At 71.9% G+C, this 20,417-nt stretch carries 18 protein-coding genes and 1 pseudogene; 13 read left to right on the top strand and 6 right to left on the bottom strand.

Annotation, left to right across the window (positions count from 1 at the left end; genetic code table 11):
* The first annotated feature begins 1 nt into the window (after position 1).
* From sigE to AB0M26_RS12355, 5 genes are all read left to right on the top strand, one after another.
* Positions 2–796 carry an RNA polymerase sigma factor SigE gene (gene sigE / locus AB0M26_RS12375; RefSeq protein ID WP_365258696.1) on the top strand — a complete coding sequence of 265 codons (795 nt, stop codon included), beginning with the start codon at positions 2–4 and terminating at the stop codon, positions 794–796.
* The gene (locus AB0M26_RS12370) at positions 793–1,671 is read left to right on the top strand and encodes a zf-HC2 domain-containing protein (protein WP_365258693.1); all 879 of its coding nucleotides are present in this window, start codon (positions 793–795) and stop codon (positions 1,669–1,671) included. The genes sigE and AB0M26_RS12370 overlap by 4 nt, the downstream gene beginning before the upstream one ends.
* A gap of 358 nt (positions 1,672–2,029) precedes the next feature.
* Complete coding sequence (locus AB0M26_RS12365; RefSeq protein WP_365258690.1) at positions 2,030–4,012, top strand: trypsin-like peptidase domain-containing protein; 1,983 nt, start codon at positions 2,030–2,032, stop codon at positions 4,010–4,012.
* A gap of 123 nt (positions 4,013–4,135) precedes the next feature.
* Positions 4,136–4,585, top strand: a complete 450-nt coding sequence (locus AB0M26_RS12360; RefSeq protein WP_365258687.1) for a sec-independent translocase — start codon at positions 4,136–4,138, stop codon at positions 4,583–4,585.
* Between the two features lie 114 nt (positions 4,586–4,699).
* The gene (locus AB0M26_RS12355; RefSeq protein ID WP_365258684.1) at positions 4,700–5,428 is read left to right on the top strand and encodes a hypothetical protein; all 729 of its coding nucleotides are present in this window, start codon (positions 4,700–4,702) and stop codon (positions 5,426–5,428) included.
* Positions 5,429–5,627: 199 nt separating this feature from the next.
* Here AB0M26_RS12355 and AB0M26_RS12350 read toward each other — a convergent pair whose 3' ends face one another.
* Positions 5,628–6,788, bottom strand: coding sequence for an Mrp/NBP35 family ATP-binding protein (locus AB0M26_RS12350; RefSeq protein WP_365258681.1), 1,161 nt, complete (start codon positions 6,786–6,788; stop codon positions 5,628–5,630).
* Between the two features lie 172 nt (positions 6,789–6,960).
* On the opposite strand from AB0M26_RS12350, the gene AB0M26_RS12345 reads away from it, so the two are divergent.
* A complete protein-coding gene (locus AB0M26_RS12345; protein ID WP_365258678.1) occupies positions 6,961–7,740 on the top strand; it encodes a hypothetical protein in 780 nt (259 codons plus the stop codon).
* Positions 7,741–7,789: 49 nt separating this feature from the next.
* Here AB0M26_RS12345 and AB0M26_RS12340 read toward each other — a convergent pair whose 3' ends face one another.
* The gene (locus AB0M26_RS12340; protein ID WP_365258675.1) at positions 7,790–8,320 is read right to left on the bottom strand and encodes a hypothetical protein; all 531 of its coding nucleotides are present in this window, start codon (positions 8,318–8,320) and stop codon (positions 7,790–7,792) included.
* Between the two features lie 546 nt (positions 8,321–8,866).
* Here AB0M26_RS12340 and AB0M26_RS12335 point away from each other — a divergent pair.
* Positions 8,867–9,787, top strand: coding sequence for a DMT family transporter (locus AB0M26_RS12335; protein ID WP_365259033.1), 921 nt, complete (start codon positions 8,867–8,869; stop codon positions 9,785–9,787).
* Positions 9,788–9,826: 39 nt separating this feature from the next.
* Here the strand turns inward: AB0M26_RS12335 and AB0M26_RS12330 are convergent, their stop codons facing one another.
* On the bottom strand, positions 9,827–10,936 hold the full coding sequence (locus AB0M26_RS12330) for a magnesium and cobalt transport protein CorA (protein ID WP_365258672.1): 1,110 nt from the start codon (positions 10,934–10,936) through the stop codon (positions 9,827–9,829).
* Between the two features lie 485 nt (positions 10,937–11,421).
* On the opposite strand from AB0M26_RS12330, the gene AB0M26_RS12325 reads away from it, so the two are divergent.
* The 4 genes from AB0M26_RS12325 (at position 11,422) to AB0M26_RS12310 (ending at position 14,497) form a co-directional block, all read left to right on the top strand.
* Positions 11,422–12,018, top strand: a complete 597-nt coding sequence (locus AB0M26_RS12325) for a suppressor of fused domain protein (RefSeq protein WP_365258669.1) — start codon at positions 11,422–11,424, stop codon at positions 12,016–12,018.
* Positions 12,019–12,133: 115 nt separating this feature from the next.
* Entirely contained in the window at positions 12,134–12,772 is a 639-nt protein-coding gene (locus tag AB0M26_RS12320; RefSeq protein WP_365258666.1) for a DUF6758 family protein, read from the top strand.
* A 159-nt stretch (positions 12,773–12,931) separates the two neighbouring features.
* Positions 12,932–13,792 (top strand): PHP domain-containing protein, encoded by an 861-nt coding sequence (locus tag AB0M26_RS12315; protein ID WP_365258663.1) that lies wholly within the window; start codon positions 12,932–12,934, stop codon positions 13,790–13,792.
* Positions 13,793–13,891: 99 nt separating this feature from the next.
* Entirely contained in the window at positions 13,892–14,497 is a 606-nt protein-coding gene (locus AB0M26_RS12310; protein WP_365258660.1) for a MarC family protein, read from the top strand.
* Positions 14,498–14,709: 212 nt separating this feature from the next.
* On the opposite strand, the gene AB0M26_RS12305 is transcribed toward AB0M26_RS12310, so the two are convergent.
* Positions 14,710–14,862: a hypothetical protein gene (locus tag AB0M26_RS12305; RefSeq protein WP_365258657.1), complete on the bottom strand. Its 153-nt coding sequence runs from the start codon at positions 14,860–14,862 to the stop codon at positions 14,710–14,712.
* A 254-nt stretch (positions 14,863–15,116) separates the two neighbouring features.
* Here AB0M26_RS12305 and AB0M26_RS12300 point away from each other — a divergent pair, with 254 nt between their 5' ends.
* Complete coding sequence (locus AB0M26_RS12300; protein ID WP_365258653.1) at positions 15,117–16,049, top strand: NYN domain-containing protein; 933 nt, start codon at positions 15,117–15,119, stop codon at positions 16,047–16,049.
* 169 nt (positions 16,050–16,218) lie between these two features.
* On the opposite strand, the gene AB0M26_RS12295 is transcribed toward AB0M26_RS12300, so the two are convergent.
* On the bottom strand, positions 16,219–17,109 hold the full coding sequence (locus AB0M26_RS12295; protein WP_365258650.1) for an alpha/beta hydrolase: 891 nt from the start codon (positions 17,107–17,109) through the stop codon (positions 16,219–16,221).
* A gap of 254 nt (positions 17,110–17,363) precedes the next feature.
* Positions 17,364–19,100, bottom strand: a pseudogene (locus AB0M26_RS12290) (DEAD/DEAH box helicase); the annotation flags it as partial.
* A 303-nt stretch (positions 19,101–19,403) separates the two neighbouring features.
* On the opposite strand from AB0M26_RS12290, the gene AB0M26_RS12285 reads away from it, so the two are divergent.
* On the top strand, positions 19,404–20,171 hold the full coding sequence (locus AB0M26_RS12285) for a ferritin-like fold-containing protein (protein ID WP_365259030.1): 768 nt from the start codon (positions 19,404–19,406) through the stop codon (positions 20,169–20,171).
* Positions 20,172–20,417 lie beyond the last annotated feature (246 nt).

The following is a 20,417-nucleotide window of genomic DNA, read 5'->3' as shown; positions in this document are numbered from 1 at the left end:
TATGGTAGGGGCTCTACTGGACACCACCAGAGCCGACAGGGGAGGTGCGGCTGCGGCGGGTGACCGAGGGGTGCTGAGGCGCTTTCGCAGGTCGGCCGGCGAGCCGAAATCCGTGACCAACACCGCTGAGCGTTCCGGCGCCACCACCGACTCCGCACCGACGACCGCGACTTTCTCCACTGCAGCGTCTTTCGGTGACGAGGCGGCTGCGCAGGCGTGGACGCCTCCCACCTGGGAGGAGATCGTCAGTACGCACAGCGCACGGGTCTACCGCCTCGCCTACCGCCTGACCGGGAACCAGCACGATGCCGAGGACCTCACCCAGGAGGTCTTCGTCCGGGTCTTCCGCTCGCTGTCCACGTACACGCCCGGCACGTTCGAGGGCTGGCTGCACCGCATCACCACCAATCTCTTTCTGGACATGGTCAGGCGCCGCCAGCGCATCCGCTTCGACGCTCTCGCCGACGACGCCGCCGAGCGGCTCGCCAGCCGCGAGCCCTCGCCCCAGCAGCACTTCCACGACAGTCACTTCGACGCCGATGTGCAGCAGGCGCTCGACACCCTCGCGCCGGAGTTCCGCGCCGCCGTGGTTCTCTGCGACATCGAGGGGCTGTCCTACGAGGAGATCGCCGCGACGCTGGGCGTCAAGCTCGGCACGGTCCGCAGCCGGATCCACCGCGGACGCTCCCATCTGCGCAAGGCGCTCAAGCACCGGTCCCCCGAGGCTCGTGCGGAGCAGCAGCGCTCTCTTGCCACCGTCGTCCCGGGGGTCACCGAGGAGGGCGGGACGGCGTGACCGGATCCGGCGGCACGAGCCACGCCGAGCAGCATCTGGGCGACCGCCTGGCCGCGCTGGTCGACGGAGAGCTCGAGCACGATGCGCGCGAGCGGGTGCTTGCGCATCTGGCGACCTGCGCGAAATGCAAAGCGGAGGCCGACGCCCAGCGGCGGTTGAAGAGTGTCTTCGCACAGACCGCTCCGCCGCCGCCCTCGGAGGGGTTGCTCGCCCGGCTGCAGGGCCTTCCCGGCACCGGTGACGACGGTCCGGGCCCTCCGGGTGGTCCGGGTGGTCCGGGGACGGAGGGCTCGTTCGGCTCCGGTGGAGTCTTCGGGGTCCGCGCGGGCGGGTTCGCCTATGTGCCCGCGGGAGACCACGGACGCGCCAGGGCCAGTGCCTTCCGTTTCCATGACGTCGAGCGCTCGGCTTCGCGCGGCAGGCGGTTCGCTTTCGCCGCGGCCGGCGCGGTGTCGCTCGCCGCACTCGCGCTCGGTGGTGCCCTGCCGCTGGAGGCGGCGGTCGAGTCCGCCTCGGGGCGGGGGGAGGGATCCGGCGCGACCGCGACTCCGGCGCGTACGGCCGCTGCGGGGGCGGACGGCACCGCCTCCGTACAGGGCGGTGACGCACTGCTAGCGGCGTCCGCTTCGGACGGCCGCCCTTCTCTGCTGTCCGCCCCCGCGATGGAGTCTGGTGCCCGGGTCTCCGGCCAACCGCTCTTCGGCGTGCACCACTACTTCCCGCCGATGCTGCCGATGACGACCGCCCTGTCACCACTGGCCGCCCCGACGGCCGGCGACGTGGGGAGCGCCGCCCTCCAGATCTCCCCGGCGGGCACGCCCGCGGCGCCGGCACACGATCATGTGGCGCTGCCGTCCTCCACTCCGGAGCACTGACCGACGCGCCGAGCAACCGGAAGCTGGGTTTCCCCGGTACGGGTCATGTGCGTTCCGGTGCAGGGTGCCTGCGCCGGCGCGGCGCGACCTGATTGAATCGCCACGGTGCCGCTGGTGCGGACCAGTTGGCGAGACGGCCCGCGCCGCGGACGAGGGGAAGGCCACCGAACCGAAGCCGAAGTGGTGGAGCCGGCCCCGGCGTACCCCGGGTGCCAGGGCGGCTCAGGGCTCCGGTGCCGCAACCCCGCAGGAGTGCGGTGCCGGCGCGGCGGCAGCGGGCGAGGCGCAGGTGCCTGACGAGGGCGGTGACGGCGTGCCGGCCGCGCCTGCCGCGGATGAGACGCGTGCCGTCGGGAGCATGGCCCCGCGGAACGGCGATACCTGCTCCATCTCGGACGTCCCTTCGCCCGGCACTACCGGGCTCGCGCAGGCGCAGGACCCCGCAGACGGCAGCGCCGAGGCGGCTGCGGGTGCGGTACCGACCGACTCCCCGACTGCCGGGCGCCCCACGGCAGATGCCACCACAGCAGGTGACCCGGCAGCCGACGGCACCACAGCAGGTGCTCCGGAGGCAGACGCTTCCACGGCAGACGCCTCGATGCAGCGGGACGCCCCGATGCAGGCAACCTCGATGCAGGCGGATGCCCCGACGGGGGCAGGTGCCACCACAGCCGGGGCCTTCGCGGCGCGTGGTGCCCCCGCGTCCGCCCCCGACGTACCGCAGCCGCGCGACGCACCGGACCCGTACGGAACTCCGCCGTACGGACAGCCAGGCCCCTGGGCACCGGCGCCGCCCGTGCAGCACCCGGCCACCACACCCGCCCACGGGACGCCGATCCCGCCGGTCCCGATGGTGGGCGCGCAAGCCGTGCCCGACCAACTGCCGCCGCCCGCCCTGGGGACGCAGGCACCACCCGTCGCCACGGCTCCCCTGCCCCCTTCGGGCCCGGCGCCGGGGCCCGAGGACCGGAAGCCCCCGGTGCATCATCAGAACCAGGCGCCCCATGCCACCCGGGGCGGCGACGTCCAGCTTCCCCCGCCCACCGCTCCTTCGCGGACCCCGGCCCACGGCACCCAACTGCCCGCGCCCGCCCCGCAGGTCATATCGGGTGCCGCCAACAGCCCGCACCAGTCGCAGAGTTACGACCCGTGGGCGGCCTCGCCCGTCCGTACGGGCGGCATCATCTCCGCCACCCGGCCCGGCCTGCCGGAGCCGCCTCGCCCGGCATCGCGCAGGGGCAGCCTCCTCATCGGCGCGGTCCTGCTCGCGCTCGTCGCCGGGGGCATCGGCGGCGGGATCGGTGCGTACATCGAGCGCAACGGCGGCATCGCCGAGGTCGAACTGCCGCAGGCCGCCGCCGAACCGGGTGACCGCGACCGCGATCCGCAGAGTGTCGCCGGGATCGCCGGGGCCGCGCTGCCCGGTGTCGTCACGCTCCATGTCGAAGGGGCGGGCCGGCAGGGGACGGGGACCGGCTTCGTGCTCGACGAGCGAGGCCACATCCTCACCAACAACCACGTCGTGGAGCCCGCCTCGCGGAGCGGCGAGATATCGGTGACCTTCAGCGGCGGCGAGGTGGCCCGCGGCGAGATCGTCGGCCGCGATTCCGGCTACGACCTCGCGGTTGTCAGGGTTCGCGGTGTCTCGGGCCTCAAGCCGCTGCCGCTCGGGAACTCCGACGCCGTACGCGTCGGCGATCCGGTCGTCGCGATCGGAGCTCCGTTCGACCTGGCGGGCACCGTCACCACCGGCATCATCAGCGCGAAGGAGCGTCCGATCACCGCGGGCGGCGACAAGGGCGACGGCAGCGACATCGCCTACGTCGACGCGCTGCAGACCGACGCCCCGATCAACCCCGGCAACTCCGGCGGTCCGCTGGTCGACTCCAAGGGCCGCGTCATCGGCATCAACAGCGCCATCCGGGGCGCGGACGGCGGCTCGGGCAATCTGGACGGCGCCCAGGGCGGCAGTATCGGCCTCGGCTTCGCGATCCCGGTCAACCAGGGCAAGCGCGTTGCCGAGGAGCTGATCAACGAGGGCCGGGCCGCTCACCCCGTCATCGGCGTGACGCTGGACCTGGAGTACGCGGGCGACGGCGCGCGTGTCCGGACCGAGCGCAGCGGCGGTACCCCGGTCAAGCGCGGCGGACCGGGGGACAGGGCCGGGGTCGAACCCGGGGACGTCATCACGGAGGTGGACGGGGACCGGGTGCACAGCGGTGAGGAGCTGATCGTGAAGATCCGCAGCCACCGCCCCGGCGACCGGCTGAAGCTGACGCTGGAACGGGACGGCGGGAAGCGCTCGCTCGAGCTGACCCTCGGCTCGGCGAGCGGAGGCTGATGCGGTGGTATCGGTGTCCGTACCATCCACCGTGGTACCGGCAGGCGCGCCGGTCCGGGTACCGTGGACGGGGCCCGGGCCCTCACCGACCTGCAGGCCGCGGACATCTCAAGGAGCTGCACGGTGTTCAATGACATAGGCACACTCGAGCTGGTCGCGCTCGTGATCCTTGCTGTGCTGGTCTTCGGCCCGGACAAGCTGCCCAAGGTGATCCAGGACGTCTCCGGCTTCATCCGCAAGATCCGTCACTTCTCCGAGAACGCCAAGGCGGACATCCGCTCCGAGCTCGGCCCCGAGTTCAAGGACTTCGAGTTCGAGGACCTCAACCCCAGGACGTTCGTCCGCAAGCAGCTCATGGACAACGACGACCTCGGCCTCAAGGAGATCCGGAACGGCTTCGACTTCCGCAAGGAGGTCTCGGAGGTGACGGATGCGGTGCACGGCCGGGAGAGCGATCGTTCTGCGGCAGGCGGGTCATCGTCGGGCGGGTCGGCGGGCGGTTCCGACCTGCTGCGTAAGCATCAGGACCTCGATCCGGGCGAACGTCCGCCCTTCGACGCCGACGCCACCTGATCCCACCGTATGTCCGACTGAACCGACCAGTGTGGCTATCCTCCCAGTGTCCGGGGTGACGCCGCCTGTGCGGTCCGCCCTCAGACGGAGGGGCAACGAGGAGGCACCACGCACATGGACACGACGGGTCGGGTAGGGGCGCGGGGCGCGCTCAGTGCGCCCAGCACGTCCGACGATGTGGAGGCCGGAAGAACGCCCCAGGAGGATCTGGCGGGCGTTCGCCGAAGCCTTGACGGCTATCTGCTCGCGGATTTCCCTTGGTACGGGTTGGACGAGGCGTTCTCGGGGCCGCGCTGGCTGATGCAGGTGGGCACGGCCTCCGACGGCACGGTCGAACACGGTTCCACCGGACACGGTGAGGAGCCGGCCCTGCGCGCCGACGGCGAGCAGGACAAGCAGCGCTTCGCCGTGGTGGTCACGGTCGCCGGGCGTCCGGTGCGCGAGAGCGCGGACGGCACGGGCGTCATGGACGCCACCTCGGTCTCCTCCGCGGCCTGGCTCGCGGGATCCGGACTGCTCGCGTGCACCTGGCCCGCGCAGATCGAGCGCCATCTGCGGGACAAATGGCTGGAGCAGCAGCTGGCGGCCGCCTGGGAGCTGGCCGACGACATCGACGGGTCCGACTGGACGACCCTGTCGCTGCCGGTGGACGGCGTTCCGACGCGATTCCACTACCGCGAGTCCGAGTTCGGCTGGTTGCTTGCGGGTTCGACGGACGCGGCCGACGGCCGCTCGGTGAGCGGCGGCAATACCGGGGTGCACATCGGCGTGTACGGGCGGGGGATGAGCGCATACGGCTTGGGTTTCTCGGTGATCAAGGACCTGTCCGCGTACGACCACTGATCGGGTCGCCGGGCGGGGGCGGTCACCGCGTGCACCCGCGCCCCGCCGTCATTGCGCTCCGCACGCGCACGCGGGGGTGCTCCGCGCAGTCACGCGCCCCAGCGCTCGTGCACCTCCACGATGGGCCCGGAACCTCCCCAGGACCGGGCCCTTCGTGTGTGCGTCCTCCGTCCGACCGGCGCGAGCGCCGGAGCAGCGGTCAGAACTTGTTGCGCGGCGTGATGCCCAGGGAGAGGCCCGCCAGCCCGCGCTGCCTCCCGCCCAGCTTGCCCGCGATCGAGCGCAGCGCACTGCCGGCCGGGGAGTCCGGGTCGGTGATGACGACCGGCTTGCCCTCGTCGCCGCCCTCTCGCAGCCGGACATCGATCGGAATGGCGCCCAGTACCGGCACCTCGGCGCCCATGGTCCGCGTCAGCCCCTCGGCGACGCGCTGACCGCCGCCCGTGCCGAAGACATCGACGATTTCGTCGCAGTGCGGGCAGGGCATGCCCGACATGTTCTCGACGACACCGACGATCTTCTGGTGGGTCTGGACGGCGATCGAACCCGCGCGCTCGGCGACCTCGGCCGCCGCCTGCTGAGGTGTCGTCACCACCAGGATCTCGGCGTTCGGTACGAGCTGGGCCACCGAGATCGCGATGTCGCCCGTACCCGGCGGCAGATCGAGCAGCAGGACGTCCAGGTCGCCCCACCACACATCGGCCAGGAACTGCTGGAGGGCGCGGTGCAGCATCGGACCGCGCCAGACGACGGGTGTGTTGCCGGGGGTGAACATGCCGATGGAGATGACGCTCACGCCGTTCGCGGACGGAGGCATGATCATGTTCTCGACCTGGGTGGGACGGCCCTCCACACCCAGCATGCGCGGCACCGAGTGGCCGTAGATGTCCGCGTCGACGACGCCGACCTTCAGCCCGTCCCGTGCCATGGCCGCCGCGAGGTTGACCGTCACCGAGGACTTGCCGACACCGCCCTTGCCGGAGGCCACCGCGTAGACCCGGGTCAGCGAACCCGGCTTGGCGAAGGGCACCTCGCGCTCGGCCTGGCCGCCGCGCAGCGAGGCCGCCAGCTCGCGGCGCTGCTCGTCGCTCATCACGTCCAGGTCGACGCTGACCCCGGTCACGCCCTCGACGTTCGAGACCGCGTCGGTGACCTCGCGCGTGATGGTCTCGCGCAGAGGGCAGCCGGACACCGTCAGATAGATGCCGACAGCCACCGCCCCGTCCGCCGCGATCTCCACCGATTTGACCATCCCCAGGTCGGTGATGGGGCGGTGGATCTCCGGGTCGTTCACCGTGGCGAGCGCGGCGCGGACCGCGTCCTCGGCGGGCGCGGAGCCTGTGGGTGTGTCGGTAGCCATGCCCCGATGGTACGGCTCGGGAGGCGGCCTCCGGAAAGCGCGATGGGTGATCGTCGGTCCGAATATGGCGAGTGTCACGCACCTGGAACGGGCGGAGGGGCGGTCGCCCCCGTGCGGCTCCGACTGCCCCGGTACGCTGCGTCTGCTGCCGAGGCCCCGCCGACCAGGAGGCATGACCGACGTGACTGCATTGCCCCGCACACGGACCGCCGCGCTCGTGGGAGCGGTGTGCACGGCGCTCGCCGTGGGGGTCGTGGGGTGTGCGGAGGAGGACCCCGACGCCGGGACGAACGGCGTCGGGAAGCTGTCGCCGCAGAAGATCGAGCACAGGGCTCTCACCGCGGCCGGGAGGGCGGGTTCGGTACGGCTCTCGGGCAGCGTCGTCACGCAGGGGCGCACGTACAAGCTCGACATGCGGCTGAAGCGGGGCGAGCAGGGCGGCGGCATAGGCCAGGTCTCCACCAAGGGCAAGACCTTCGAGATGCTGCGGGTCGGCAACGATCTCTATCTGAAGGCCGACGCCGACTTCTGGGCCAGTCAGGAGGGGGGCGGACAGCCCTCCAAGTCGGACGAGGCGGCGGCCAGCAAGCTCGGCGACAAGTACGTCAAGGTGCCCCCGGGCGACCCCGCGTACAAGCAGCTCAGCGGCTTCACCGACATGGAGTTGCTGATGGACGGGCTGCTCGAGCTGCGCGGCGGCCTGGAGACGGGCGAGCGCGGCACGGTCGCCGGGTACCGTACGGTCCGCATCACCGTCGGGGACGGGGACGGGGACGGGGACGGCGGTGCGCTCGACGTGTCACTGAAGGGGACGCCGTATCCCCTGCGGCTGCAGCGGGCGGGAGGTGCCGGCGTTCTCGAACTCACCGACTGGAACAGGGACTTCACCCTCAAGGCGCCGAACAAGGACCACATCGTCGACTACGGCAAGCAGATCACGACGGGCAACTGACCGGCGGGCGGGGGCCGTTCGGCGGCGCGGCGCGCCCTGCGCCCGGTCCTCAGGCGCGCTTCCCCCGCCCGCGGCGCAGCAGCCTGGGCAGGGCAGCCGGGATGGGCCTGCGCGTGGTCGCCGGGGTTGTGGCCGGTGCGGCCGCCAGCGAGCCGTCGGGCAGTCCTGCGGTGGAGCCGTCCGGCTCCAGGCACAGAACGCGGCACTCCCGGGCCCAGCGCTCGGTCACCTGCTCGGCGTCCGGGGTGTTGAGCCGCTTCCCCTTGAGTTCCGCCACGGCGGCCTCCCACCGCTCGCTACCGGAGGCGAGTTCGCTGACGCGCGCGTGCCAGGCAATCAGACGGCCGCCCTTGTCCTTGCTGCGCACGGTCACGGTGGCGGACCCGCCGTCGGTGAGGGCGAGACCGGTGAACGGCTGCTCGCCTGGGCCGTCGCCCACGAGGCAGGCGGCGCCCTCGTGCCATACGTGCCACAGGGCGCGCGGCGGCGCTTCGGCGCCGTCGCCCTGGACCCAGATGAGGCCGGACTTCTTGGTGGCCTCCTCGATGAGGGCACGGTCCATGAGGGTCGTCTGCGTCATGGCGCTCAGCTTATGCCGCGCCGCCCGGAGAGCCCGGCCGCCCGCCGCCCGCCGCCCGCCGCCCGCCGTCCGGAGAGCCGGCCGACCGCTGCCCGCTGCCTTGCCCGGAGAGCGGGCCGCCCGCCGCCCGCCGCCCGGATGGCCGGCCGACCGCTGCCCGCTGCCCGGAGAGCCCGGCCGCCCGCCGTCCAAAGAGCCCGCCGCCCGGAGAGCCCGGCCGCCCGGCGGGGCTCGCGCTTCTGGGGTGCCGCGCCCGGGAAGGCCCTGCCGTACACCCCCGCCCCTGCCGTACACCCCCGCCCCTGCCGTAAACCCCCGCCCCTGCCGTAAACCCCCGCCCCTGACGGGGTGTTCGCCTCCGCCCCGCCGGACGTGTGCCCCTCATCCCGTGGGCGGTACGGCTCAGGGGGCCGTCCAGGCGGCCGACAGTCAGTTCCGTGGCCCGGGCATGCCCCTTACGCTGGTGGGGTTCCGTCCCTGATCCCACGCGAGGAGCCCGTGCGCCGCAGCCCAGCCCAGCAGCGTGATCAGGCGCCGCCCGCGACCCTGTCCACGCCCGGCGTCCTCTCCTCGCCGGCACGGCTCGATCTGCTGCTCCTCGCGGTCGCTGTCTCCGGGATCTCGTTCTCCGCGCCACTCATCGCCGCGACCGCGGCACCCGCCCTGGCCATCGCGTTCTGGCGAAACGCGATGGCGGTCGGCGCGCTGTCGCCCGTCGCGCTGCTGCGGCACCGGGCCGAGCTGAGGGGCATGGGCGGCAGGACGCTGCTGCTGTCCGCAACCTCGGGCGCCCTGCTCGCGGTGCATTTCGGGCTGTGGCTGCCCAGCCTCCACCTCACCTCGGTGGCCTCCTCGACCGCGCTGGTGACGACGACACCGATCTGGACCACGCTCCTGCTGCGCATGCGCGGGCACCGGCTGCCCCGTCTCGTCTGGGCGGGCACGGCCGTCGCGTTCCTCGGTGTCGTGCTCCTGACCGGTATCGATCTGTCGCTGTCCCCGCGCGCGCTCGGGGGCGACGCGCTCGCGCTGGGCGGCGGCATGGCGGCGGCCGGATACGTCCTGATCGGGTCCGCGGTCCGGCGCAGCGTCAGCACCACGGCGTACACCTACGTTTGCTACGCCACGACGGCCGCGCTGCTGCTGGTGACCTGTCTGGTGTCCGGGTCCGCCGTCGCCGGGTACAGCGGCGGGGCATGGCTGAAACTCGCCCTGCTCACCGTCGCCGCGCAGTTCCTCGGCCACTCGCTGCTCAACCGGGTTGTCCGTTGCCTCGGTCCGTCGGTCACTTCGACGGCCGTACTGCTGGAGACCCCGGGCGCGGCCCTGATCGCGGCGGTGTGGCTCGGCCAGATGCCGCAGGCCGCCGCCTACCCCGCGCTCGCCGTGATCCTCGCCGGGCTGGCGCTGGTGATCAGGGGAGACCGCCGCCGCACCCCGCCGCCGGTCCCTCGCACGGAGAGGTGAGGGACCGACCACGTCACACGCACGGGACGAACTCGCCGACTACAGCCAGCCGTTGCGCTTGAAGCCGCGGTGGATCGAGAAGCAGATGGTGAAGATCAGGGCCATCACCAGCGGGTAGCCGTACTTCCACTTGAGCTCCGGCATGTAGTCGAAGTTCATGCCGTAGACCCCGCAGATCATCGTGGGGACGGCGATGATCGCCGCCCAGGCGGTGATCTTGCGCATGTCCTCGTTCTGCGCGACCGTCGCCTGCGCCAGGTTGGCCTGGAGGATCGAGTTGAGCAGGTCGTCGAAGGCCACCACCTGTTCGTTGACCCGCGCGAGGTGGTCGGCGACATCGCGGAAGTACGTCTGGATGTCCGGGTCGACCAGCCGCATGGGCCGCTCGCTCAGCAGCTGCATCGGACGCAGCAGCGGGGAGACGGCCCGCTTGAACTCCAGGACCTCCCGCTTGAGCTGGTAGATGCGCCCCGCGTCGGCACCGCGCGCCGCACCGCGGCCGGGCGTCGAGCTGAAGACCGCGATCTCCACCTCGTCGATGTCGTCCTGCACGGCGTCGGCGACCGCGATGTAGCCGTCGACGACCTGGTCGGCGATGGCGTGCAGCACCGCGGAGGGGCCCTTGGCGAGGAGTTCGGGGTCGTCCTCGAGCCGGTGGCGCAGGGCGCGCAGCGAGCCCTGCCCGCCGTGCCGGACGGTGATGATGAAGTTCCGTCCGGTGAAGCACATCACCTCGCCCGTTTCGACGACCTCGCTGGTCGCGGTGAGCTCGGTGTGCTCCACATAGTGAATGGTCTTGAAGACGGTGAAAAGAGAGTCGTCGTAACGCTCCAGCTTCGGCCGCTGATGGGCGTGCACCGCGTCCTCGACGGCGAGCGGGTGCAGGCCGAACTCGGCGGCGATACCGGAGAATTCCTGCTCGTTCGGCTCGTGCAGACCGATCCAGACGAAGCCGCCGTCCGAGCGCGCGCGCTCCAGCGCCTCGTGCGGGGTGAGGTGGTCCTTGACGCGGGCACCGTCCCGGTAGACCGCGCAGTCCACCACCGAGGAGAGGACTCCGGCGGGGTCGCCGGCGCCCGGTCCGTAGCCGGTGTGGCCCCGGCGCAGGGCGGGACGGACGACTGCGCGCAGTTCGCGGATCATCGACATGGCTGGCTCCTTCACGGGCCGGCCGTCGGCGGCGGACGGGCACTGCCGCCCGGAATGCGGACGTACGGCATCGTACGTCGGCAAAGCGGACGACACCGCTGCGCCGCGGTGACGGCGTGACGCTGGTTCGGTGTGAGACGTGAATGGCTCTTCCGGCGTCCGCGAATCCCGATGCGCCCCGGTGGAAACTCAGTGGTTTCGCCGCGGGGCTGCGGGGTAGGTCAGGCCGCGGGTGCGGTGACGGTGCAGGGCACGGAAGGGCTGCTGGTACTGCACGGTCGACTCGGATCCACCGCAGTCCCACCTCCTCCGGCCGGTCCCCCGTAGGGGAAGCACCGATCGCGGCGACGCGCCGCGAGACTGACTGGTCGGCAGGACCGTCAGCGATGCGCTGCGTGCTGCCCTGAACCAGCGGTCAACAGTATCAGCCCACCGGGCGCCCAGTCGCTCCTTTGCCTCCTGTATACGCGTTCTATGCTCACGCCATGTCAGATGTTCTTGGACTGGTCGAGGCCCGGCTGCTCACCGCACTCGGCGAGCCGGACGGGCGGGCGGCCGTCACCTTCCTCGGCACCGATCGCATCGAGATCCTCCGCTTCACGGATGTCTCCGGCGACGGCGGGGTGGTGCGCTACGCCACACTCGGCATGTCCGCCCAGCCGATGACCGATCCCGCGGCCGCCCTCGCGGACCCCCTCCGCGGCCCGCGCGCCGAGTTGCTTCTGTCCGTACGGGCCGGTCGCGTCGACACCGACCAGGTGCTCCGGCCCCTCGCCGTCCTCGCCGCCTCGCCTCAGGTCGAGGCGGTCGTCGTGGCGCCCGGCGCCTCGCTCGACCTGGGTGAGCCGCTGTGGCCGCAGGCGCAGTTCACCTCGGTGCTCGTGGCCGAATCCGGCGGCCTGGTCGAGGACCTGGAGATGCCCGCGCCGGTGGACCCCGTCCGCTTCCTGCCGCTGCTGCCCATGACTCCCAACGAGGCTGCCTGGAAACGGATCCACGGGGCGGGCGCGCTGGAGAAGCGCTGGCTGACGTACGGCACAGACCTGCGCGATCCGCTGCGCGCCGGGGTGCCGCTGGACTGAATCCACGGGCGTCCCGGCGGCCCCCGGGCTCCGGACGGGTGATCGTTCTTGACGCGGAGACGGAACCGCTGGTCGTCCTTGACGCGAGCACGGAGGGGTAGGACCGTTGGGGCCTATGAGGGGCGAACCCAGTTGCCCGAAGTGCGGTGGCCGGGTCCGCGCGCCCGGCCTCTTCTCCGATTCATGGCAGTGTGATGTGCACGGCACGGTGCACCCGCTGCAGCCGGTCATCCCGCCGAGCGTCGAAGCGCTCGGCGTCGTCGTGAACCGGGCCGAGGTGCCGGTCTGGATGCCCTGGCCGCTGCCGCTCGGCTGGCTGTTCACCGGTGTGGCCACCGCGGGCGACGACCGCACCGGCGGCCGTGCGACCGCGGTCGCCTGCTCCGGCCCCGGCCCGGTCGGGGGCATGGGTGAAATGCTGCTGGTCGCCGAGGAGTTGGGTGTCGGGCTCGGGGCGCGCTATGCCGGCATCCCGGGTCCCGACCCGGGACCCCACATTGCCGTGGACCGGTCGCCCCATGTGAAGGTGCACGCGGCCGGCCGCCCCACGCCGCTCTGGCACGTCGAGAGCGCGCCCTCGAACCGTGCGGTGTTCGCGGGCGAGGCCAGGGGGCTGTGGCTGTGGGCGATCCTCTGGCCGGAGCAGTCCGGCCTGCTGCTGTACGACGAGCTGGTTCTCACCGATCTGCGCGACGCCGGTGCGGAGGTCGAGATGGTGCCCTGTGGGGCGCTCTCGCCCCGCATCCTTTCCTGACCACTCCTGACCACCGAGCGCGCGGGGGTGCCGCGCGCAGCCTGCTTGCCCTGCCCGGTCCCCGCGTGCGTCAGGGGCTGGGACCGGCCGGCCGGGGGCGGGCCCGGCGCGGTTATCCTGGAGCGTCCCCGTCCGTCCCTCGCAGTTTGGAGCCGTGCCGTGCGCATCGACCTGCACACCCACTCCACTGCCTCGGACGGCACGGACACCCCCGCCCAGCTCGTACGGCATGCTGCCGGGGCCGGGCTCGACGTCGTCGCGCTCACCGACCACGACACCGTGGGCGGGCACGCGGAGGCGGCTGCCGCGCTGCCCGAGGGGCTGACGCTGGTCACGGGCGCGGAGCTGTCCTGCCGCCTGGACGGGGTGTCGCTGCACATGCTGGCGTACCTCTTCGACCCCGAGGAGCCGGAGCTGGCGCGCGAGCGCGAACTCGTACGGGACGACCGCGTGCCCCGCGCACAGGCCATGGTCGGCAAGCTGCGCGACCTCGGGGTGCCCGTCACCTGGGAGCGGGTCGCCGAGATCGCGAGGGACGGCGCCGTCGGACGCCCTCACGTGGCCACCGCGCTGGTCGAACTGGGCGTCGTCGACAGCGTCTCCGACGCCTTCACGCCGGACTGGCTGGCGGGGGGCGGCCGCGCGTACGTGGAGAAGCACGAGCTCGACCCGTTCGAGGCGATCCGCTTGGTGAAGGCCGCGGGCGGGGTCACCGTCTTCGCCCACCCGCTCGCCGCCCAACGCGGCGCGTGTGTGCCCGAGCGCGCCATGGCGGAGTTGGCCGCCGCCGGACTCGACGGCATCGAGGCCGACCACATGGACCACGACGCTGCGACGCGCGAGCGACTGCACGGCCTCGCGGCCGACCTGGGTCTGCTGCCCACCGGCTCCAGCGACTACCACGGCGAACGCAAGGCCTGCCGCCTCGGGGAGTTCACGACGGACCCCGAGGTCTACGCCGAGATCGTGCGCCGCGCGACGGGTGCCTTCCCCGTACCCGGCGCGGGCGGCAGGGCCTGAACGGCTGCTCCCCCGGCTTCTTCCTCGCTTCTGCCCCCGATCTGTCCGCCCGCGGTGCGCGCGTGCCGCGAACCCCCGTTATCGCAAGGCCACATCATCGTGTTCGACTTCGCCGTCTTCGGATCCCTCTTCGTCACGCTCTTCGTCATCATGGACCCGCCGGGGATCACCCCGATCTTCCTGGCCCTGACCTCGGGCCGCCCGGCCAAGATCCAGCGCGGGATGGCGCTGCAGGCGGCGGCCGTCGCCTTCGGTGTCATCACGGTCTTCGGTCTCTGCGGGCAGCAGATCCTCGACTATCTGCATGTGTCGGTGCCCGCGCTGATGATCGCGGGCGGTCTGCTGCTTCTGCTCATCGCGCTCGACCTGCTGACGGGGAAGTCGGAGGAGCCCGCCCAGACCAAGGACGTGAACGCCGCGCTGGTGCCGCTCGGCATGCCGCTGCTGGCCGGGCCCGGCGCGATCGTGTCGGTGATCCTCGCGGTGCAGCGCGCGGACGGTGCGGCGGAACAGGTGTCTGTCTGGCTGGCCATCGTGGCGATGCACATCGTGCTGTGGCTGACGATGCGTTACTCGCTGCTGATCATCCGAGTGATCAAGGACGGCGGTGTGGTGCTGGTGACGCGGTTGGCCGGAATGATGCTGTCGGCCCTGGCGGTGCAGCAGATCATCAACGGCGTCACACAGGTGATCAACGGCACCTGACCGCCGCTGCCCGCGCGGTCGCGGGCCCGCGGAAAGCGGCGCCTGACCCGCCACCGCCCGGCGGGTCCCCGGGCCCGCGGAGACCCGCGAGCGCCCCCGTACACCGTCGTACGGGGGCGCTGTCGTCGTGCGTCACCGGGCTCGTCGCTGCGTGTTCGCGGGCCCGTCGTGCGTCGTCGTGCGATGGAGCTGCGGCGCTGATCACTCGAGAGTTACCGGACCACGGTCTCGGCCGGGCGGATGTAGATGCGCTGGCCGGACGCAGCGGCCTGCTGCACGATCCGGTCGACGGAGGCGGCATCCACGACCGTGCTGTCGACGGCGGCACCGTCGATGTCGTCGAGGCGCATGATCTCGAAGCGCATGGCTTTTCCCTTCGTCCGTTCCTCCTGCAGGAGAACTGCTGGGCGGTTGTCCGCGGTGAGTTCCGCCGAGTCGGGTGGCTATCCGACTGTTAAGGATGGATTGCATACATCTGTGTTGCAGGTTCTGCAGGTGTCAACCGAGATGCACCATGCAAAAATTCCCTACGCTAACGAAAATTTTCAGCCGTATAACTACCCTTCGGTAGGGCGACAGGTTGTGTCATCGGCGGGCCGCCCGAACAATGAGCCTCGTCATGACGAACGCAGAGCCCCTGGGGCCCCATGCCGACCTCTCCGCGGTTGCTGCGGGAATCGAGCGGACCAACGAGCTGCTCCAGCGCGTGCTCGCCAAGGTGTCGACCACCCCGTCCATCCACGCGATCTTCGTGGACGCCGGCTATCTCTACGCGGCGATCGGCAGGCTCGTCGCCGGGGACGAGGACCGGCGGGGGTTCGAGCTCGACGCCGAAGGACTCATCGAGGCGTTCATCGACAAGGCCCGGACGATCTTCCCCGACAGCCGGCTGCTGCGCGTGTACTGGTACGACGGTGCACGGCGCCGCCTCCACACCACCGAGCAGCAGCGGATCGCCGAGCTCCCCGACGTCAAGGTCAGGCTGGGCAACCTCAACGCCAACAACCAGCAGAAGGGCGTCGACTCCCTGATCCGTACGGACCTGGAGACCCTCGCCCGCAATCGCGCCATCAGCGATGCCGTCCTCATAGGCGGTGACGAGGACCTGGTGTCGGCGGTCGAGGCTGCGCAGGCCTACGGCGCCCGGGTGCATCTGTGGGGCATCGAGGCGCTGACCGGCCGCAACCAGGCCGACCCCCTGCTCTGGGAGGTCGACAGTCAGCGGATGTTCGATCTCGACTTCTGCAAGCCGTACGTGACGCGGCGGACCGCCCCGTACGACGAGGCGGCGGCCGGGGGCGCGGCGGGGCCGCGGCCGGGCGTCAAGGACATGCGGTTCGTCGGGGCGCGGATCGCCGCCCAGTGGCTGCTCGAGCGCGGCCGGGACACACTCGCCGAACTCCTCCCCGGCCACCCGTACCTGCCCGGCACGACCGACCAGGAGCTGCTGATCGAGGCCGAAGGGCTGCTCCAGCGCTCACTGCGCGGCCATGCCGATCTGCGGCGGGCGCTGCGGGACGGCTTTTGGGAGCACCTGCAGGCTCAGCTCTAGGGCGCCCCGACGAGGTTCGCCCGGTAGCGAGGTGTCCTGGTGCGGCGGTCGGATGCAGGCGCCGGATCGTTCTCGCAGTGGGCCTACCCGGAGGGTCCGGCAACGCAGCGGACGGCCGCGCCAGGGCGGCGAGCGGGGCCTGGCGGGGCGGCACCAGGATGCGGGGTCCTCAAGATGCTCCCGCAGGGCCGGGCCGCTCCCAGAAGTCGGCGAGCGCGCGAGCCGTGGGCTCCGGGCGCTCGGCGCCGGGGGAGTGCTCGGCGCCCTCGATCACAGTGCGGCGGGCTCCCAGGCGTACCGCCATGTCGTCCATCCACGCGATGGGCCACGCGTAGTCGACCGACCCGGACAGCACGTGCTTCGGCAGCGGGACGGCGGCCAGCTCCACCACCCGGTCCGGCTCGCCGATGAGCTGCCGGCCGGTCGCGACGAGCTGCTCGGGCACGGTGTTCAGCCAGCGGCGGTGGAGGAATTCGGCGACCTCCCGCGGCGTCGACGCCTCGGGAGCCTCCGGCGGGTCCAGTGCACGCATCGCGCGCCAGATCCACTCCATGTCTGTCTTCGGATCGACGAGGGCGCCGATGAGCATGCGGGTGCGCTGCTGCTGGTCCTGTGCGATGGCCCCGGGGCCTGAGCTCATGATCGTGAACGAGGCGTACGGGGACGGGTCCTTGATCAGTGCGGCCCGGGTGATCAGGCCCCCGAGGGAGTGCCCGAGCAGATGCACCGGCTCCTCGCCGTCGAATGCTGCCGCCGTCTGCGCGAGGACGTCCTGCGCCAGCTCCTCCTGGGCGTAGGCGCTCTCGTCGTGCGGCCCCTCGGACTCGTGCTGGCCGCGGCCGTCCACGGCGACGACGTGGAAGCCGCGCACCGCCAGCGGCTCCAGCAGCGCAATGAAGTCCTCCTTGCTGCCGGTGAAGCCGGGCACGAGCAGCGCATGGCCGCGCGGGGGCGTTCCGGCGGGGGGCATGGCCTCGTGCACGGCGAAGTCGCCGCGGGAGGTGCGGAGCCGGTGTGCGCGGGCGCACGGGGGGAGGGCGAGAGAGGGCGGCCTGCTCATGCGGATGAGGCTATCCGGCTCATGTGACGGCAGGGCGTCACCGGGACGTCGACGTCGCTGCGTGCCGCGTCCGCGTCCGCCCCGGCGTCCGCGCCCGTGCGGGGCGGGCGCGGCACCGAAAGCTCGTCCCAAGGCGTGTTGCGATCGGCCGGGCCTTGAAGGGCCGTGAAGGCCGTGACGGGCCATGGCAGCCGTCGGCCCGCACCCCCTTGGCGGGGTGCGGGCCGACGACACATGCGACTTCGGCGCGGTCAGCTCTCCGAAGTGGCGGCACGGGAGCGGGTCCGGCGGCGACGACGGGGCTTCGGTGCCTCCTCGCCGTCCGAGCCCTCCGCGTTCGCCTCCGGCGCCTTCGCGGGTGCCGTCCCCGCGGCCGGGGCCGCGCCCTCGGCAGCGGCCGCACCACCGCGCGTACGACGGCGGCGTCGCGGACGCTTGGGCGCGTCGTCCGGTGAGTCGGCGGACCCGGTCTCCGGGCCCTCGGCCTTCGGCGCGGCGAAATGCGCGGCATCGAGGACGGCGGCCGCCGTGTCATCGCCCACAGGGAGCCCGCCGCGCGTACGGCGGCGCGCCCGTGGCGTCCGCGTGCGCTTCGGCCGCTCCTCCACGGCGGCGGAGCCCCGTCCGCCGCGCCGGCCGCGGCCGCCGGTCTCGCCCAGGTCCTCGATCTCCTCGGCCGCAAGACCCGCGCGGGTCCGCTCGGCCCTGGGCAGGACGCCCGTGATGCCCTGGGGGATGCTCAGCATCTCGTACAGGTGCTCGGAGGTGGAGTACGTCTCCTCCGGCTCGTCGAACGGCAGGTCCAGCGCCTTGTTGATCAGCTTCCAGCGCGGGACGTCGTCCCAGTCGACCAGAGTGACGGCCGTACCCGACCGGCCCGCACGGCCCGTACGGCCGATGCGGTGCAGGTAGATCTTCTCGTCCTCGGGCGACTGGTAGTTGATGACGTGCGTGACGCCGTCGACATCGATGCCACGTGCGGCGACATCGGTGCACACCAGGACGTCCACCTTGCCGTTGCGGAACGCGCGCAGCGCCTGCTCGCGCGCCCCCTGGCCGAGGTCGCCGTGGACGGCGCCGGCAGCGAAGCCCCGCCGCGAGAGCTGCTCGGCGATGTCGGCCGCCGTGCGCTTGGTACGGCAGAAGATCATCGACAGCCCGCGGCCCTCGGCCTGGAGGACGCGGGTCACCAGCTCCGGCTTGTCGAGCGAATGCGCGCGGAAGACGTGCTGCGTGATGTTCGCGACGGTGGCGCCCTCGTCGTCCGGGGCGGTGGCCCGGATGTGCGTGGGCTGCGACATGTAACGCCGCGCCAGCGAGATGACCTGGCCCGGCATCGTCGCGGAGAACAGCATCGTCTGACGTTTGACGGGGAGCTGCTGGATGATCTTCTCGACGTCCGGCAGGAAGCCCAGGTCGAGCATCTCGTCGGCCTCGTCGAGGACGAGCACCTTGACGTCGGAGAGCCGCAGCTTCTTCTGACCGGCCAGGTCCAGCAGCCGGCCCGGAGTGCCGACGACCACGTCGACGCCCTTCTTCAGGGCCTCGATCTGGGGCTCGTAGGCCCGGCCGCCGTAGATCGACAGCACACGGACGTTACGGACCTTGCCCGCGGTCTGGAGGTCGTTGGTCACCTGCTGGCACAGCTCGCGGGTCGGGACGACCACGAGCGCCTGCGGGCTCTCGCCGGCCGCGCCTGGCTCGGCCCGGCCCGCCTCGACGTCCGCGGGAACGACGACGCGCTCCAGCAGCGGAAGGCCGAAACCGAGCGTCTTGCCGGTTCCGGTCTTGGCCTGGCCGATGACGTCGCTGCCGGAAAGCGCGACGGGGAGCGTCATCTCCTGGATGGGGAAGGGAGTCGTGATGCCGACTGCCTCGAGGGCTTCGGCTGTCTCGGAAAGGATCCCGAGTTCTCGGAACGTAGTCAGGATTTTGCCTCTTCTGTGAAACGCGGCGGCAGAAGGCGAGGAGGGTCGTACCGCGCCCGGAATTCAGTCGGCCGTGGGTGGCCGTCATTGGCGCAGGACCACTGGCTCTCGCACATCCACTCGCACCGCGAGCGGGCCCCTCGCTCAGCGGTACGCGCACGGTGCACGTCCCGCGGGGAGGGCTGTCGGTCGGAGCCGATCGGGCCACCGACCGGGCATCCGCATTCATCAGAGCACCCACCGTATGCGCGGTGGGTTCTTTACCACCATACCCCGGATTCGCGCACACGTGTTGGGTCATTCGTGTAGCCCGCCGTGTCGCACTTGCCTGACCAGGGACTTCCGCACGGCCACGAGCGGGCTATTGTGCGCTTCATGGAGACGCCTGACGAGACCACCGCCCCCGCCGGAATCGAGACCGGGAGTGAAGGGAATCACACGGGAATCGCCGCCCGGAACTGGGCGCAGGCATCCGCCGACCCGCAGTACCGGGCGGCCGTCGTCGACCTTCTCGGCGCCCTGGCGTACGGCGAGCTGGCGGCATTCGAGCGGCTCGCCGAGGACGCCAAGCTGGCGCCCAGCCTGGAGGACAAGGCGGAGTTGGCGAAGATGGCCTCCGCGGAATTCCACCACTTCGAGCAGTTGCGGGACCGTCTCGCGGCGATCGAGACCTCCCCGACCGAAGCCATGGCGCCCTTCGCGGCCGCACTGGACGAGTTCCACCGCCAGACCGCTCCATCGGACTGGCTCGAGGGCCTGGTCAAGGCGTATGTCGGGGACTCGATCGCGAGCGACTTCTACCGGGAAGTGGCGGCCCGCCTGGACACCGACACCCGTGACCTGGTGCTCCGCGTCCTCGACGACACCGGCCATGCCTCCTTCGCCGTCGAGAAGGTGCGCGCCGCCATCGAGGCGGAGCCGCGGGTCGGAGGACGGCTGGCACTCTGGGCGCGGCGGCTGATGGGCGAGGCGCTCAGCCAGGCGCAGCGGGTCGTGGCGGACCGCGACGCGCTGTCGACGATGCTCGTGGGCGGGGTCGCCGACGGCTTCGACCTGGCCGAGGTCGGCAAGATGTTCTCGCGGATCACCGAGGCCCACACCAAGCGGATGGCGGCGCTGGGCCTCGCGGCCTGAAGTGCCGTCCATGCCCTGCCGGATCGGATGGGAGGTCGCTCGCGCTGACCCGCCGCGCCACGGCGGCCGTTGCGGCGTAGGCGCGTAGATCCGCCCGGACTTCCGCTGTACCGGGCCCCGACCCGGCCCCCGGGCCCCCCCCCCGGGCCTCGCGGCCCCCGGGCCCCCGGAGGGGGGACCAGCGGGCAAGGGGCGAGCGGAGTGTAGGGAAAGAGTGGGTTTTAATGTGTGTTGTTATAGGGGGTA

The sequence above is a fragment of the Streptomyces sp. NPDC051776 genome (assembly GCF_040681345.1).
Classification (GTDB): domain Bacteria; phylum Actinomycetota; class Actinomycetes; order Streptomycetales; family Streptomycetaceae; genus Streptomyces.
Note: the sequence above shows the minus strand (reverse complement) of the source record. Positions and strands in the feature narration are given on the sequence as shown.